18 protein-coding genes are annotated in these 15,445 nt (G+C 56.1%); 6 read left to right on the forward strand and 12 right to left on the reverse strand.

Going from position 1 to position 15,445, the window contains the following annotated elements:
• Together ACVWZ0_RS08770 and ACVWZ0_RS08775 are read right to left on the reverse strand one after the other, a co-directional pair.
• A complete protein-coding gene (locus ACVWZ0_RS08770) occupies nt 1-921 on the reverse strand; it encodes a Kdo(2)-lipid IV(A) acyltransferase (protein WP_253454621.1) in 921 nt (306 codons plus the stop codon).
• A gap of 154 nt (nt 922-1,075) precedes the next feature.
• Complete coding sequence (locus ACVWZ0_RS08775) at nt 1,076-2,170, reverse strand: NADH:flavin oxidoreductase/NADH oxidase (RefSeq protein ID WP_253454620.1); 1,095 nt, start codon at nt 2,168-2,170, stop codon at nt 1,076-1,078.
• A gap of 212 nt (nt 2,171-2,382) precedes the next feature.
• Between ACVWZ0_RS08775 and trhO the strand changes: the two genes are divergently transcribed.
• Nucleotides 2,383-3,435 carry an oxygen-dependent tRNA uridine(34) hydroxylase TrhO gene (gene trhO, locus ACVWZ0_RS08780; protein WP_253454619.1) on the forward strand — a complete coding sequence of 351 codons (1,053 nt, stop codon included), beginning with the start codon at nt 2,383-2,385 and terminating at the stop codon, nt 3,433-3,435.
• A 7-nt stretch (nt 3,436-3,442) separates the two neighbouring features.
• Here the strand turns inward: trhO and ACVWZ0_RS08785 are convergent, their stop codons facing one another.
• A complete protein-coding gene (locus ACVWZ0_RS08785; RefSeq protein WP_253454618.1) occupies nt 3,443-3,850 on the reverse strand; it encodes a hypothetical protein in 408 nt (135 codons plus the stop codon).
• Nucleotides 3,851-3,893: 43 nt separating this feature from the next.
• On the opposite strand from ACVWZ0_RS08785, the gene proP reads away from it, so the two are divergent.
• Entirely contained in the window at nt 3,894-5,360 is a 1,467-nt protein-coding gene (gene proP / locus ACVWZ0_RS08790) for a glycine betaine/L-proline transporter ProP (RefSeq protein WP_253454617.1), read from the forward strand.
• Nucleotides 5,361-5,441: 81 nt separating this feature from the next.
• Here proP and solA read toward each other — a convergent pair whose 3' ends face one another.
• The 7 genes from solA to grxB all read right to left on the reverse strand — a co-directional run bounded on the left by solA (nt 5,442) and on the right by grxB (nt 10,466).
• Nucleotides 5,442-6,548, reverse strand: a complete 1,107-nt coding sequence (gene solA, locus ACVWZ0_RS08795; protein ID WP_253454616.1) for an N-methyl-L-tryptophan oxidase — start codon at nt 6,546-6,548, stop codon at nt 5,442-5,444.
• Between the two features lie 123 nt (nt 6,549-6,671).
• The gene (bssS, locus tag ACVWZ0_RS08800) at nt 6,672-6,926 is read right to left on the reverse strand and encodes a biofilm formation regulator BssS (RefSeq protein WP_125290802.1); all 255 of its coding nucleotides are present in this window, start codon (nt 6,924-6,926) and stop codon (nt 6,672-6,674) included.
• Nucleotides 6,927-7,165: 239 nt separating this feature from the next.
• Entirely contained in the window at nt 7,166-7,411 is a 246-nt protein-coding gene (locus ACVWZ0_RS08805) for a hypothetical protein (protein WP_253454615.1), read from the reverse strand.
• Between the two features lie 140 nt (nt 7,412-7,551).
• A complete protein-coding gene (dinI, locus tag ACVWZ0_RS08810) occupies nt 7,552-7,797 on the reverse strand; it encodes a DNA damage-inducible protein I (RefSeq protein ID WP_125290800.1) in 246 nt (81 codons plus the stop codon).
• Nucleotides 7,798-7,865: 68 nt separating this feature from the next.
• The gene (gene pyrC / locus ACVWZ0_RS08815; RefSeq protein WP_253454614.1) at nt 7,866-8,912 is read right to left on the reverse strand and encodes a dihydroorotase; all 1,047 of its coding nucleotides are present in this window, start codon (nt 8,910-8,912) and stop codon (nt 7,866-7,868) included.
• 201 nt (nt 8,913-9,113) lie between these two features.
• Nucleotides 9,114-9,677 carry a lipoprotein gene (locus ACVWZ0_RS08820; protein ID WP_253454613.1) on the reverse strand — a complete coding sequence of 188 codons (564 nt, stop codon included), beginning with the start codon at nt 9,675-9,677 and terminating at the stop codon, nt 9,114-9,116.
• Nucleotides 9,678-9,818: 141 nt separating this feature from the next.
• On the reverse strand, nt 9,819-10,466 hold the full coding sequence (gene grxB / locus ACVWZ0_RS08825; protein ID WP_253454612.1) for a glutaredoxin 2: 648 nt from the start codon (nt 10,464-10,466) through the stop codon (nt 9,819-9,821).
• A 258-nt stretch (nt 10,467-10,724) separates the two neighbouring features.
• Between grxB and rimJ the strand changes: the two genes are divergently transcribed.
• The 4 genes from rimJ (at nt 10,725) to murJ (ending at nt 14,542) form a co-directional block, all read left to right on the forward strand.
• Nucleotides 10,725-11,321 (forward strand): ribosomal protein S5-alanine N-acetyltransferase, encoded by a 597-nt coding sequence (gene rimJ, locus ACVWZ0_RS08830; protein ID WP_125290796.1) that lies wholly within the window; start codon nt 10,725-10,727, stop codon nt 11,319-11,321.
• Nucleotides 11,321-11,962 (forward strand): DUF480 domain-containing protein, encoded by a 642-nt coding sequence (locus ACVWZ0_RS08835; RefSeq protein WP_253454611.1) that lies wholly within the window; start codon nt 11,321-11,323, stop codon nt 11,960-11,962. Before rimJ ends, ACVWZ0_RS08835 begins: the two co-directional genes overlap by 1 nt.
• Nucleotide 11,963: 1 nt before the next feature.
• Complete coding sequence (locus ACVWZ0_RS08840; protein ID WP_253454610.1) at nt 11,964-12,881, forward strand: Gfo/Idh/MocA family protein; 918 nt, start codon at nt 11,964-11,966, stop codon at nt 12,879-12,881.
• Between the two features lie 122 nt (nt 12,882-13,003).
• Nucleotides 13,004-14,542 (forward strand): murein biosynthesis integral membrane protein MurJ, encoded by a 1,539-nt coding sequence (murJ, locus tag ACVWZ0_RS08845; RefSeq protein ID WP_253454609.1) that lies wholly within the window; start codon nt 13,004-13,006, stop codon nt 14,540-14,542.
• A gap of 87 nt (nt 14,543-14,629) precedes the next feature.
• On the opposite strand, the gene flgN is transcribed toward murJ, so the two are convergent.
• Together flgN and flgM are read right to left on the reverse strand one after the other, a co-directional pair.
• On the reverse strand, nt 14,630-15,061 hold the full coding sequence (gene flgN, locus ACVWZ0_RS08850) for a flagellar export chaperone FlgN (RefSeq protein WP_125290792.1): 432 nt from the start codon (nt 15,059-15,061) through the stop codon (nt 14,630-14,632).
• An 8-nt stretch (nt 15,062-15,069) separates the two neighbouring features.
• Complete coding sequence (flgM, locus tag ACVWZ0_RS08855; RefSeq protein WP_125290791.1) at nt 15,070-15,363, reverse strand: flagellar biosynthesis anti-sigma factor FlgM; 294 nt, start codon at nt 15,361-15,363, stop codon at nt 15,070-15,072.
• Between the last annotated feature and the right edge of the window lie 82 nt (nt 15,364-15,445).

The following is a 15,445-nucleotide window of genomic DNA, read 5'->3' on the forward strand; positions in this document are numbered from 1 at the left end:
TCAGTACAGAGAGGGTTCGCCTGCGGGGCGCGTTTTAAAGCGGCGGTGCAGCCACATATACTGCTCCGGCGCCATCAGCACGCCGTGCTCGACGACTTTATTCATTCGCGCGGCGGTAGCAGCTTCATCATCCAGCGGCATATTCTCTTCCGCCGGCAGGATCACCATCTCATAGCCTCTGCCGTGCGGTAAGCGACGCGGCACAAAAGGGATCACGGCGGGCTGGCCGCTGCGGATCAGCAGATAGCTGCCTTTGGTGGAAGCCGCTTTTTCCACGCCGAAAAAGGGCACGAACACGCTGCTTTTTGGGCCGTAGTCATGATCGGGCGCGTACCAGATAACATCGCCGTTTTTCAGCGCGCGGATCATGCCTTTCAGATCCTTGCGATCCAACATGCTTTTATTGGATCGCATTCTGCCCCATGTTTGCAGCCAGTCCAGCAGCGCGTTGTCGTTAGGACGATAAACGCCGATACCGGGATTATGGATGCCGAAGATGCGGGCGCCCAGTTCCAGGGTCAGAAAATGCATCCCGATCAGCAGCACGCCTTTGCCTTCCTGATGCGCTTTGTCGATATGCTCCAGACCGCTGACCTGAAACCATTTGCTGATGCGCCAGTCAGGCCAGAACCAGGCCATGCCGGTTTCGATTAAGCCCATGCCGACGGATTCGAAGTTGCGAACCACCATCGCCTCGCGCTCCGCTTCCGGCATTTCAGGGAAGCAAAGTTCCAGATTGCGTCGGGCTACCGCCACGCGGCGAGTGATAAAACGCATGGAAAGACGACCCAGGCCGCAACCGAGGCGATAGAGCACGGGATAGGGCAACAGCACCAGCACGTAGAGCAGACCAATACCCAACCAGGTAAACCAATAACGGGGATGCAACAAAGCGCGCGAAAACTGAGGCAGCTGAGTCATGAGTTTCCAGATCGTAAAAAAGGGGCACCATTATGCTGCCCGGGATTTATTATTTATGACCTATTGTGCCATTTTTTGACAGCGAACTGAAATAATGCGTTGAGATTCAGAAGGTTTAAACACCAGCGCGCGGGCGCGCGCTGGTTAATAGGGACTACGAATTAAACAGCCCTTTGACTTCATGGGGTTCGCAACGCCAGTATTGCTCTGGCGCGTCCACCTTCGCACCCAGCTCGGCGGCGGCATGCCACGGCCAGCGCGGGTTATAAAGCATACCGCGAGCCAGCGCGACCATATCCGCTTCGCCTTCCACCAGCACCGCTTCCGCCTGGCGCGGTTCGGTAATCAGCCCGACCGCAATCACCGGGATGGCGACTTCTTTTTTAATCGCCGCAGCGAAAGGCACCTGATAGTTCGGGCCGACGGTGATTTTCTGCTGCGGTGCCAGGCCGCCGCTGGACACGTGGATATAGGCACAGCCTTCCGCCTCCAGCGCTTTGCTCAGCGCGATGGACTGCGCCAGATCCCAGCCGCCGTCTACCCAGTCGGTAGCGGAAATACGCACGCCAACCGGCTTGTCTGCCGGGAATACGCGACGCACCTCGCGGAACACTTCCAGCGTCAGGCGCATACGATTTTCCAGCGAGCCGCCGTACTGGTCTTCGCGCTTGTTGGAAAGCGGAGACAGGAACTGATGCAGCAGATAGCCATGCGCGGCGTGAACTTCCACCAGATCCAGACCAAGGCGATCGGCACGAACAGCGCTGTCGACGAAGGCCTGTTTGATCTCTTCAATACGTTCGAGCGTGAGCGCAACCGGCGCGTTATCGTCATCGCTGAAAGGCACCGCAGAAGGCGCGGAGGTCTGCCAACCGCCCTGTTCCGGCTGCAGGAAACCGCCGCCGCGCCATGGCACATCGGTAGAGGCTTTGCGGCCGGCATGGGCCAGCTGGATACCAATCGGCATCGTGGAATAGCTGCGTACATCCTGCAGCACGCTGCCCAGCGCCTGTTCGGTTTCGTCATCCCACAGGCCTAAATCCTGCGGCGTAATGCGGCCGGCGGCTTCAATGGCCGCCGCTTCGACAATCAGCAGGCCGGCGCCGGAGAGCGCCAGATGACCCAGATGAATGCGGTGCCAGGCGGTGGCTTTGCCGTGCTCGGCGGAGTACTGGCACATCGGTGCGATGGCGATACGGTTCTTAAGCGTTAACTTGCCCAGCTCGATTGGGGTAAATAGCTGACTCATGCAATATCTCCGTAAAAAATTAAGTCGGAACAGGCTAACTATAGGCGGATTTTTTTGTGATGTTGGTCCGGATATGCTTTTCCACCTGTTGCAAGGCTCTAACTTTCCTGAGACGAATTTTTTACGCTGCGGCCCGATTTTGGTTTGCTTCTGGCGCTATTCAGGTATGATATCGCCCGCAAAATTTCTCAAAAGTCGCAGGAACGTACACCATGCCAGTGTTACATAACCTTGTTTCTAATGAAGAGCTGAAAGCGCGGATGCTGGCCGAGACCGAGCCGCGTACCACAGTCTCTTTTTACAAGTATTTCACCATTACCGATCCCAAAGCGTTTCGTGACGCGCTCTATATCGCCTTAACCAAACTGAAAGTGTTTGGTCGCGTTTACGTCGCCGCAGAAGGGATCAATGCGCAAATCAGCGTGCCGGCCAGCAATTATGAAGCGATGAAGACGATGCTTTACGCTTTCGACCCGGCGCTGGACAACCTGCGAATGAATATCGCGCTCGACGATGACGGAAAATCGTTCTGGGTGCTGCGTCTGAAAGTGCGCGAGCGCATCGTTGCTGACGGCATCGCAGACGAAACCTTCGATGCCAGCGACGTCGGCGGCTACCTGAAAGCGGGCGAGGTCAACGCCATGCTGGACGATCCGGATGCGGTCTTTGTCGATATGCGCAACCACTACGAGTATGAAGTCGGGCACTTTGACAACGCGCTGGAAATCCCGGCGGATACCTTCCGCGACCAGCTGCCGATGGCCGTGGATATGCTGCAGGACAGCAAAGATAAAAAAATCGTGATGTACTGCACCGGCGGGATCCGCTGTGAAAAGGCGAGCGCCTGGATGCGGCACAACGGTTTTGAGAACGTCTATCACATTGAAGGCGGCATTATCGAATACGCGCGTCGCGCACGCGAGCAGGGGCTGCCGGTACGCTTCAAGGGCAAAAACTTTGTTTTTGATGAGCGCATGGGCGAACGTATTTCCGATGATGTCATTGCGCATTGCCATCAGTGCGGCACGGCCTGCGATACGCACGTTAACTGCAAAAACGACGGCTGCCATCTGCTGTTTATTCAGTGCGCCAGCTGTGCGGAAAAGTATCACGACTGCTGTAGCCCAATCTGTATGGAAGAGCTGGCGCTGGCGCCGGAAGAACAGCGGGCGCGTCGCGCCGGTCGGGAAAACGGCAATAAAATTTTCAACAAGTCGCGCGGCTTGCTGAATATGACGCTAAAAATCCCAACGCCCGATAACTGAGTGACCGTCAGACAGCATTCAGGGCCGGTTTTACCGGCCTTTTTTGCTCTTTCAGCCGGTAACGGCGGCAATTCCCCGTTTTCTCACTTTTTTGCTCCGCTAACATTGCGCTAACGTTTTGTCGTCTGCACATAGTTACAACATACTGAAAACCCGTAAAGAATGTCAATCTGAGCAGCCAGTAGCGCATCAGCACGGCTTTTTCAGGCAGGGCGTCCTGCTGCCTTCCGGCCCCACAACGCGATACGCACAGTATTAAAATGGCTATTACAGCGATTTCTGTCACAAACTTGATAAAAAGAAGACTGTCGTATAGAGTAAATTCCCGTAAAGAAACGTTTTTAAGCGCCGTACTTTTAATCTTCGCTGCTTTATAGCTTTCATTCCCTTCTTTCTCTACAGGCTCCACCGGCAACGAAAGCTATGATGCTGCCAGTCATTCTCATTAAGGGGACTGCATGAGCACGCACTCAGAAAACAGACATAAAAAGCACTTCTGGCAGAAAAAACAGAAAGAACTCACCGTAGACGATATCACCATCGTGGATAACGACATGCTGAAGCGTGCCGTAGGCGCAGCCGCGCTCGGTAACGCGATGGAATGGTTCGACTTCGGCGTCTACAGCTATCTGGCCGTGACTATTGGTAAGGTCTTCTTCCCCGGCGGCAGTTCGGCGGCCCAGCTGCTTGCCGCCTTTGGTGCCTTTGCGGCAGCCTTTGTGGTGCGTCCTATCGGTGGGCTGGTGTTCGGGCCGCTGGGCGATAAAGTTGGACGGCAGAAAGTGCTGGCCGTCACCATGATTATGATGGCTATCGGTACCTTCTGTATCGGCCTGATCCCCAGCTATGACAGCATCGGTATTCTTGCGCCAATTCTGCTGCTGGTCGCTCGCCTGGTGCAGGGCTTCTCCACCGGCGGTGAATATGGCGGCGCGGCGACTTTTATCGCCGAATACTCTACCGATAACCGTCGCGGCTTTATGGGTAGCTTCCTGGAGTTCGGCACGTTAGGCGGCTATCTGCTCGGCGCAGGGCTGGTCACCGGCCTGACGGCGGCGATGCCGGAGGCGACGCTACTGGACTGGGGCTGGCGTATTCCGTTCTTTATCGCCGCGCCGCTGGGGCTGTTTGGTCTTTATGTCCGTCTGAAGCTGGAAGAAACTCCGGCGTTCCAGAAGCATATGGAAAAGCAGGACGCGCTGGAACACAGCAAGCCGCGTCTGACGCTGCTGCAAATGCTGAGCAAATATCGCGCCCAGATGCTGAAATGTATTGGCCTGGTGCTGCTGTTTAACGTCTCCAACTACATGCTGACCTCCTATATGCCAAGCTACCTGACCGGTATCCTCGGCCTGAGCGAGATGAGCAGCCTGCTGCTGATCCTGGTGGTGATGTTTGTGATGATGCCGCTGACGCTGTTTTCCGGGCACTGGAACGATCGCCTGGGCCGTCGTCCGGTTATTTTAAGCGGCGCTATCGGCCTGATTGTGCTGGCTATCCCAAGCCTGATGCTGATTGGTTCCGGTAATATGTGGCTGGTGTTCGCCGGGCTGATCATCCTTGGCGTGCTGCACACCTGCTTTAGCGGCTCGATGCCGGCCACGCTGCCTGCGCTGTTTGCCACGGATATTCGCTATAGCGCGCTGGCGATCGGCTTTAACCTGTCCGTTTCGCTGTTTGGCGGCACCACGCCGCTGATCACTACCTGGCTGGTGGAAACGACGCATAACCTGATGATGCCGGCTTACTATCTGATGGGCGCTGGCGCAATCGGCGTGATCACCGTCTTTACCATGCGTGAAACGGCACGTAAGCCGCTGACCGGTTCAGCGCCTGCGGTTGGCAGCGAAGCGGAAGCGCACAAGCTGGTGAAAAAACTCCGTCTGCGTCAGCAAAAGAAAGATGCGGCGGCGTCGGTTAAATAATATTTCTCGCCGTTATCAGATGACGGCTGGAAATAATTAGCGTTATGGAAAGGCGGCATTTAACGATGCCGCCTTTTTTATTTATAAGCGGGAAAGTGAGAAGGGCGTTAAATCAAATTCTGCGGTTTTTCCCTGAGCAAATTGCGCGGCGATTTCACCCAATACCGTGGCGAATTTAAATCCGTGTCCGCTTAGCCCGCTAATAATCAACCTGTCTGCTCCCAGCGTATCGATAATAAAATCTTCGTCCGCCGTATTATCGTAGGTACAGGCTTCACCACGCAGGCAAACGCCTACGCCGGGTAAAAACTGCCGTAAAAATCCGAAGAGTTCGCTGCCGTCTTCAGCAACGGCGCCAAAAGGCTTACGTTGTTCCGGCGCGCTAATCGGCTGACCGCCGTTGTGCTTGCCGATTTTGATCGCGTTGTTTTCAGCAGGAAATCCATAAAAATGGGTGCCGTCCGGCATTTCCACGGCAAACGCGGGAAACTTATTATTTTCACTGTAGCGGCCGTCCGCCTGATGCCAGGCAAAGACTTTTCTGACAGGGGTGACGGGCAGTTCCGGCAGCAGCGTTTTGATCCAGGTTCCGGCGCTCAGCAGCAGCTTTTTGCCCCGGAAGGCGCCTTCCGGGGTCTGGACGACTTGCAGGCCGTCACGCTCCTCCAGCCCGGTGACCGCGCAGTTAAACAGCTGCGCGCAGCCCGCTTCTTTGCACAGGCGGATCAGGTGACGAATAGCCAGTTCGGATTTCAGATAGCCGGACTGCGGCTCGTAAATCCCCGTATAGTTTTCAGGGACGGCCAGCTGCGGCCAGCGCCGCACGGCATCTTCACCGCTGAAGATCTCCACCGGCAGGCTATAGGTTTCAGCGCTCTGCCGCACGTTGCGGATAAATTCGGAACGATCAGGCGCAAGATTCAGCACGCCGCTGCGCTGCATAATTCGCTCGCCGCACTGCTGCTCCAGCTCGTCCCACAGCTGCTGAGCGCGCAATACCATCGGCACGTAGCGGGCGCCTTCGCCGTAAGCGTGGCGAATTAAACGCGTGTCTCCATGATGGCTGCCTTCGCGATGGGGCGGATGCGCCCGATCGATCATCAGGACATTCAGTCCCGCCTGGGTGGCGTACCAGCCGGCCGCTGCACCTACCGAGCCGCTGCCCACCACAATTAAGTCATAAACCATCAGTACCTGGCTCCATCGGTTATACAGGCAGGCAGAATAGCAAAATGCGGCTGGAATGAAAAAAAATGCGGCAGAAATGAAAAAGGCACCCATCTGGGTGCCTTCAGGTCAACGCGGACGAAATTAGTGCTTTTTGTAGTCGCGATCCTGATATTCAGTAGCTTCTATCTTCGCTATGCCAGCTTCGAGAATGGAGATAAATTGTCTGGCAACATCGGTGGTCAGCCAGTAGGTCTGGCCCACTTCAGCTTCATCGTCTGGCTGTTCATTTGATGAAAGTGAATGCAGACGGATCATCATAGCATCGTAGCTGTCTACGGTACTGATATCCCACCCAACGAGGGGATGTGTCTGGATAACCTCTTTGTTTCTGTCCATTATAACCCCCTTATTACTCGTGTTAACAATGACAACGAAGTGATTTATCGAGGTTCAATGCGGCTTTTTTTCATAGAACAGGAAAATTATAACAGAAATTCCAATGTTCGCAGAATGAAATGTCGATCTGAGCCGATTGCCTTTAGTTGTTACGGGATTGCGTACGCAGAAACTAAGAGCGGGTGCTCCCGATATAATAAATATCGGCAGCGAAATAACAATACTTGAGTAAATATTATTCACCCGGCTCGTTTGGCTAACTCATCGGCCAGCGCGGCGAAGTGCTGCCGCTTATTTTCATCATAATCTGAACGGGTCGCTTCCAGACGAAGCTTGTCGACCAGCCGCAGCGCGGCCTGTTCATCCAGGCACAAAGAGAGAGAGGAGAAAGCAACTTCCAGCACGCTCAGGCGGCGCTGTTGATCGGCGATCAGCGCCAGCAGCTCGCCAAACGTCATCGCTTCTTCAGGATTTTCAACATTCATGGCAGACCTCTTAGCCAGCGGCAGCAACGCATATTTGGTCACTCTACTATAGCCAGATTCCGTCAGGAGCAAAGAGGGGAGAAAAGAAAAAAGCCGGACGGCGAAGCCCGGCAAAAAACGGAAAGACCACGGGACGTCGATCAGTCGGTGATAAACCAGTCGTCGGCGCTTTCCCAGGTTTCCTGCAGGATATCGGTAATCTGGTCTTTTGCCTCTTTACCGCCGCCCATCACCGTCAGATTATTGGCTGCGGCGTAGCGTACCGAAACGCTGTGGGCGGATTCAGGAAATTGTTTGTCGATTCGCTTGCTCAGCTCGGCGCTCAGCGCATCGATGGCGCCAGCGGGCAGCGAGGTGGTTCTTGCTACAGTGACTTCAATACGCATAAAAGCCTCCGATGAATTCACTGTGAATATATACAGTAAGATCGGCGGAAGCAATCATTTTGTCTGAATTACAGCTCGACGCGCCAGTTCAGCGTTTCGCCAGCCAGGAACGGCACCAGCGTGTCTTCGCCCAGCGTGACGCTCTCCGGCACCGTCCACGGCTGACGCACCAGCTTCAGCGTGCCTTCATTCAGCGGCAGGCCGTAGAAGCGCGGGCCGTTCTCGGAACAGAACGCGGCGAAATGCGCCAGCGCGCCCAGCTCTTCAAACACGGTGGCGTAGGCGGGCAGGGAAGAAGGGGCATTAAAGACGCCTGCACAGCCGCAGCTGGCCTCCTTACGATGACGCAGGTGCGGCGCGGTGTCCGTTCCCAAAAAGAAGCGTTCGTGGCCGCTGGCGACCACTTTGCGCAGTGCTTCCTGATGCACGTTGCGCTTCAGGATGGGCAGACAGTAAAGATGCGGACGCACGCCGCCCACCAGCATATGGTTACGGTTGAACATCAGGTGCTGCGGGGTGATGGTAGCACCAAGCAGATGATTGCCTTCCTGCACGTACTCAGCGGCTTCTTTGGTGGTGATATGCTCAAAAACCACTTTCAGCGCCGGATAGCGTTTGCGCAACGGCTCCATCACGGTTTCGATAAAGCGTGCCTCGCGATCGAAAATATCGATGTGCGCATCGGTCACTTCGCCGTGGATCAACAGCGGCATGCCGATTTTCTGCATCCGCTCCAGCACGGTGGCGATGGCATCGATATTGGTCACGCCGTAGCTGGAATTGGTGGTCGCATGGGCGGGATAAAGTTTGGCAGCGGTAAACACGCCTTCGCTAAAGCCTTTCTCGACCTCGTCCGCAGCCAGCGAATCGGTCAGATAACAGGTCATCAGCGGCGTAAAACGGTGGCCTTCCGGCACGGCGGCCAGGATGCGATCGCGATAGGCCACGGCGGCGGCTACGCTAACAATCGGCGGCACCAGATTAGGCATAACGATTGCCCGACCGTTGACCTCGCTGGTGAAGGGCAGCACGGTTTTCAGCATCTCATCGTCTCGCAGATGGATATGCCAGTCGTCAGGGCGGCGGATAATAAGTTGCTGAGGGTGTGCAGTCATGAACAGGCTCCGGCAGAAGTGAAATCGTATGGCGCGATTTGGCCGGGTATCAAGGATAAAGGGAAAGCCAAACGTTTGCACCTGCTTTGTGAGGGCGGCAGCGAAATGGGTCAGGGTTTCCCATAGCGTTTGCACCTGCTTTATAAAGGCGGCGGAGAAATAAATCAGGGTTTCCCGCAGCAATTGGGAAACCCTGAGGTGTTAATCAGTAAATGGGATCACCAGCTCGCCAGGCTTCACTACCAGACCTTTAGCGAAACGCTTCGCCATCGACTCCGCCTTGCTGCGATCGGTGCTGAGCAGGTAAGCCGGCTTCTGATTGAAATACTCTTTCAGCGACTGATTCAGGTAGGGCGTCAGCGTATTCAGCACGCCCTGCATTTTCGCGGGCTGCGCCTGGACGTCGGTCAGCTGCATATCTTTCAGGAAGATTGCCCCCTTTTCCTTATCGAAAACAGGCTGCGCCTTCATGGTCAGCAGCATTTCCGCGTGCTGTGGGCCGAACAGCGAGCTGATGTCCACGGTAGCTTTACCGGTCAGCGTGACTTTGTCCGCCTCTTCGCGCCCGATTTTGCTGTTGAGATCGGTCAGGACAATATGGGCATCGACCAGCCCGGCCACGCCAATCTGCTTTTCATAATTATTATGCTTTTGCAGCGCCTGGTTTACTTCCTGCTCGCTGACGGAATATTGAGTCAGCTTGTTGCAGCCCGCCAGGCTCAGCGCCAGCATCAGGGCCATCGCGCCCCGCATAAGATTGTTCATAGTGCTCCTCGTCACGTTATGACGTCAGTTACCCCTTCTGACGCGCAGCGATAGCTTGCCCGACAAATGACAAAGAGTCACCCGGCTGGTGGGAAAAGTTGTGACGAAATAAGGCGGGGCCGTGAAAACGGCCCCGGAAGATCAGGCAGCCACGGAAGAAAGCAGATTGATCTGCGTCTGTTTCGCCATATTGTCGCGATAGTCAGCCACGCGGCTGGGATAGTCGACGCCCGCTACCAGGGTCAGGGAACGCAGCACCGGGAAAAGGTGGATATCATCCAGCGACAGCTCGCCGTTCACCGCGTTGGGCTTCACAATCAGCTTGTCGAGCTTGCGCAGATCGTCATTGATATTTTTAATAAAGCCTGCGGAATGCTGCCTCAGCTCGTCAAAGCTGCCGACGCTGGCTTCTTTTTTCTCCGTGAAGTAGCGGCGCGCTTCGGGCGTGGCGAACTCGGCAAAGGATGCCGTGGCGATGCGAGGCAGCAGCAGCTTGTTCAGATAGCTGTTAACGTGACGCAGCCAGTCGCTGATCGCGGGATTAGGACGGCCCGTCAGCAGCGGCTCGCCGTCGCTTTTATCAACAAAGGCGACGATATCCAGGCTTTCCGGCATGCAGCTGCCGTCTTCTTTCATCAGGATCGGCGCCATTTTTTGTCCGATCAGCTTCTTCGGCGTTTCTTCATCGTCATTCAGCATCACCACCAGTTCGACCGGCAGGTTTTTCAGGCCAAAGATCATGCGTGCCTTTACGCAGAACGGACAGTGTTCGTAAATAAACAGTTTCAAAAGTGCCTCCTTACAGCGATAAAGGTAACGGCAAATACCATTAACCTTCTTAATGTATGCAGGGAGTATGGAAGAGAACGGCTGACAGGGCAAACCGGTGCGCCAGCTATCGTGCGTTTCAGCCGTTTCCGCCATTCACAACGGGAATATTTCCCGGCATTATTTTACCCGACTGCAATCAGGCGGTTATAGTAAAAAGACGTGCCGTCGACGCAACGCGGCGCTTTTATTTATGATCGGCTGAATTCAGGAGAGAAGATGTTTGGCTATCGTTCCGCAGCCCCTAAAGTGCGCCTGACTACCGACAGGCTGGTCGTGCGCCTGGTACACGAGAGAGACGCCTGGCGTCTGGCGGATTACTATGCGGAAAACCGGGCATTTCTTAAGCCCTGGGAGCCGATTCGGGATGAAAGCCACTGCTATCCTTCCGGCTGGCAGGCGCGGCTGGGGCTGATCACCGATATGCATAAGCAGGGCAACGCCTACTATTTTGCGGTGATGGATCCGGACGAAAACGAAGTGCGCGGCGTGGCCAACTTCAGTAACGTGGTGCGCGGCTCGTTTCACGCCTGCTATCTGGGCTATTCGCTGGGGCAGAAATGGCAGGGACAGGGCATGATGTTCGAGGCGCTCCAGTCGGCTATTCGTTATATGCAGCGCCAGCAACATATGCACAGAATTATGGCGAACTACATGCCGCATAATCAGCGCAGCGGCAACTTACTGGCCCGGCTCGGCTTTGAAAAAGAGGGCTATGCCAAAGACTATCTGCTGATAGACGGACGCTGGCAGGATCACGTGCTGACCGCGCTGACCGCCAGAGAATGGACACCCGAACGACGTGGACCTCTTTGATGAAAATTCTTCTTTCGCCCGTTGAGGCGCGCATTATTGGCTGCCTGCTGGAAAAGCAGGTGACGACGCCCGATCAGTATCCCATGTCGTTGAACGGCGTGGTCACGGCCTGTAACCAGAAATCGAACCGCGAACCCGTGATGACGCTGGCTGAAACCGGCGTGCAGGATGCGCTGGACATGCTGGCGAAAAAGCATTTGGTTACCTCGTTTAGCGGATCCGGCCAGAGAGTGGTGAAATATGAGCACCGCTTCTGCAACAGCGAGTTCGGCCAGCTCAAATTTTCTGCCGCAGAGCTGGCGCTGGTGGCTACTTTGCTGCTGCGCGGCCCGCAAACGCCGGGCGAACTGCGCACGCGCAGCGCCCGGCTGCATGAATTTGCCGATATGGCTGAGCTTGAGCGGACGCTGGAAAATCTTGCCGCGCGCGAGGACGGCCCCTTTGTCGTCCGGCTGGCGCGTGAGCCAGGCAAGCGGGAAAGCCGCTATATGCACCTGTTCAGCGGCGAGGTGGATGAGGCCGCATTGCCCGCCTCTTCAGACGCACCAGAAAGCGGCGATTTGACAGAAAGAGTGGCGGAACTCGAGCGCCAGATGGCGGAAATGCAGCGGCAGCTGGCTCAATTGCTGAAAGGATCCTGATATGACGTTGCGTATAGGTATGGTGGGGCTGGGCAATATTGCGCAGAAAGCCTGGCTTCCGGTGCTGGCTGACGCGCAGGGCTGGCGGCTGGCGGGCGCGTTTTCCCCTAATCAGCAGAAGGCCCGCCCGATTTGCGACAGCTGGCGTATTCCTCTTTATGCCACGCTGGATGGATTGATTAACGACTGTGACGCGATCTTTGTGCATACCTCAACCGCCACGCACTTCAGCATCGTTAAACAGCTGCTGCTGGCGGGCAAGGATGTCTGCGTCGATAAACCGCTGGCGGCAACGCTTGCCGAAGCCGAACAGCTGGTGGCGCTGGCGCAGCAGCGTGGCCGCAAGCTGATGGTGGCGTTCAACCGCCGCTTTGCGCCTCGCTATCTGCAGCTAAAAGCGCTGGGCGGTCTGGCCTCGCTGCGCATGGACAAACACCGCAGCGACAGCGTCGGCCCGCGCGATCTCTTTTTTACGCTGCTGGACGATTATCTGCACGTCGTGGATACCGCGCTGTGGCTCGGTGGCGGCGGGGCGACACTGCAAAGCGGTACGCTGCTGACCAATGACGACGGCGAAATGCTCTATGCCGAGCACCATTTTCAGGTCGACAAGCTGCAAATCACCACCAGTATGCACCGTCGGGCGGGCACCCAGCGCGAATCGGTGATGGCGATAGCGGACGGCAGCGTCTGGCAGGTTGACGATATGCGGGAGCTACGGCAGGAAACGGCCGGTCGCCTCGTTATCGATCCCGTTCCAGGCTGGCAGAGCACGCTGGAGCAGCGTGGGTTTGCTGGCGCGGCGCGCCATTTTATCGACTGCGCGCAAAATCAGACTATGCCGCAAACCTCCGGCGAGCAGGCGCTGGCGGCGCAGCGCGTCATTGAAAAGCTCTGGCGCGACAGCGACAGGGAATAATGCTGTAACAATAGGATGTGGTTATTTCACGGCATATCAGTAGACTATGCCAGCTTTCGCGCCGTCTGAAGCGGCCGGATGATAACCGTGGCGCGCCACCTCCTTTAAAAGAATCGAAGATCATGAACCTGTTGAAATCCCTGGCAGCGGTCAGCTCGATGACCCTGTTTTCTCGCGTGCTGGGCTTTGCGCGCGATGCCATCGTGGCAAGAGTGTTCGGCGCGGGAATGGCAACCGACGCCTTCTTTGTCGCCTTTAAACTGCCGAACCTGCTGCGCCGCATCTTTGCCGAAGGCGCCTTTTCTCAGGCCTTTGTGCCGATCCTCGCGGAGTACAAAAGCAAGCAGGGCGAGGAGGCGACGCGGGTGTTTATCGCCTACGTCTCGGGGCTGTTAACGCTGGCGCTGGCGATTATTACCGTGGCCGGGATGTTTGCCGCGCCCTGGGTGATTTTAGTGACCGCGCCCGGCTTTGCCGATACGGCCGACAAGTTTGCGCTGACTTCAGCGCTGCTGCGCGTCACCTTTCCCTATATCATGCTGATTTCGCTGGCCTCGCTGACGGGCGCGATCCTGAATACCTGGAACCGCTTTTCCGTGCCGGCCTTTGCGCCGACGCTGCTGAACATCAGCATGATCGGCTTTGCGCTGTTCGCGGCCCCGCATTTCCACCCGCCGGTGATGGCGCTGGCCTGGGCCGTGGTGGTCGGCGGCGTCTTACAGCTGGGCTATCAGCTGCCGCATTTAAAGAAAATTGGCATGCTGGTGCTGCCGCGCCTTAACCTGAAGGATGCGGGCGTCTGGCGGGTGATGCGCCAGATGGGGCCAGCGATCCTGGGCGTGTCCGTCAGCCAGATTTCCTTGATTATCAACACTATTTTCGCTTCATTTCTGGTTTCCGGTTCCGTTTCCTGGATGTACTACGCCGACCGCCTGATGGAGTTTCCTTCCGGGGTGCTGGGCGTGGCGCTGGGCACCATTTTGCTGCCCTCGCTGGCCAAAAGCTTCGCCAGCAATAATCACGATGAATATAACCGTCTGATGGACTGGGGACTGCGCCTCTGCTTCGTGCTGGCGCTGCCAAGCGCGGTTGCACTGGGGATCCTCGCTAAGCCGCTGACCGTCGCGCTGTTTCAGTATGGGAAATTCTCCGCGTTTGACGCGGCCATGACCCAGCGCGCGCTGGTCGCCTATTCGGTCGGACTGATGGGGCTGATCGTGGTGAAAATCCTGGCACCGGGCTTTTATTCGCGGCAGGACATCAAAACGCCGGTCAAAATCGCCATCGTGACGCTGATTATGACGCAGGTAATGAACCTGGCCTTTATCGGCCCGCTGAAACATGCCGGTTTGTCGCTGTCGATTGGTCTGGCGGCCTGTCTGAACGCCGCGCTGCTTTACTGGCAGCTGCGCAAACAGAAAATATTTCTGCCACAGCCTGGCTGGTTCAGCTTTTTGCTGCGTTTGGTTATCGCGGTTATCGCTATGGCGGCCGCGCTGGCAGGGATGATGTGGGTCATGCCGGAATGGGCGCAGGGCAATATGCTGATGCGTTTGCTGCGTCTGGCGGCGGTCTGCGCCGTTGGCGGCGGCGTCTACTTTGCGGTGCTGGCGCTGCTGGGATTCCGCGTTAAGGATTTCGCCCGCACTACGGCCATATAAAGCAAAACCCCGTTGCAAAACGGGGTTTTTAGCTTCTGCACTCACTAAAACGCAAACCCCGGCGCAGGCCGGGGTAGTGACGGCGCTTTATACCTTACGGCTGATAAAGCCGCTTGAAGTTGCCTGGCCGTTCGGGCCATAAAACTTCTGGGTCTGATAGGGCTTTAATACCTCAATCGCCTTTTCCGTAAAGGTGATTTGATGGTTAAGCAACATCCCGTTATGCAAATTAGTATCGCGCAGTTTTACCGTCTGCTCCTGTAGCGCAGCCCAGCGACGAGCCATTTCCGGCTGACCGCTGTAGGGCGCGTGGAAGCCCGCTTCTTTCTCCGCATCGCGGCGCAGCTGCTCAAGGAAATTGAGCGTGGCCAGCAGCGAACTTTTATCTTCCGTAATACGTTGCAGCAGGCTGCTGTTGATCTGTCCGCTCGAGAGCTGTTGTTGCTCTGCCGCCATTACGTCAGACAGACTTTTCAGGACTTCCAGCATTTTATCGAGCGCGTTCAACAGTTTAGTCATTTACCTGATTAACCTTTTAAAGAGTCTTTGGCTTGCTGGATCAGGGCGTCGGCGATTTTGCCGGTGTCCATTTTCAGTTCGCCGTTACGGATGGCGGTCTTCAGCTGCTCAACGCGCGCGGTATTAATATCCTGCGAGCTGGATTTGGTCAGCTGTGACTGTGCGCCGCTCAGTACCACCTGGGTACCTGATTCGGTTGTTTTTGTCTCTACCTTCTGCGCCTTCGGCGTAGCCATTTCAGGAAGATCGCGAGGCTGCACGGTACTGGCCGGCTTCATAGGTTGAGTTCTGTCAATGCTCATAATCTGGCTCCAGTTTGCTCAGGCAAATAGCGGCCTGAATTGCTCAAGTGTATTACGTCTGTTATTTACACTATCGGCAGAG

This window comes from Erwinia sp. TECH1, assembly GCF_054057575.1.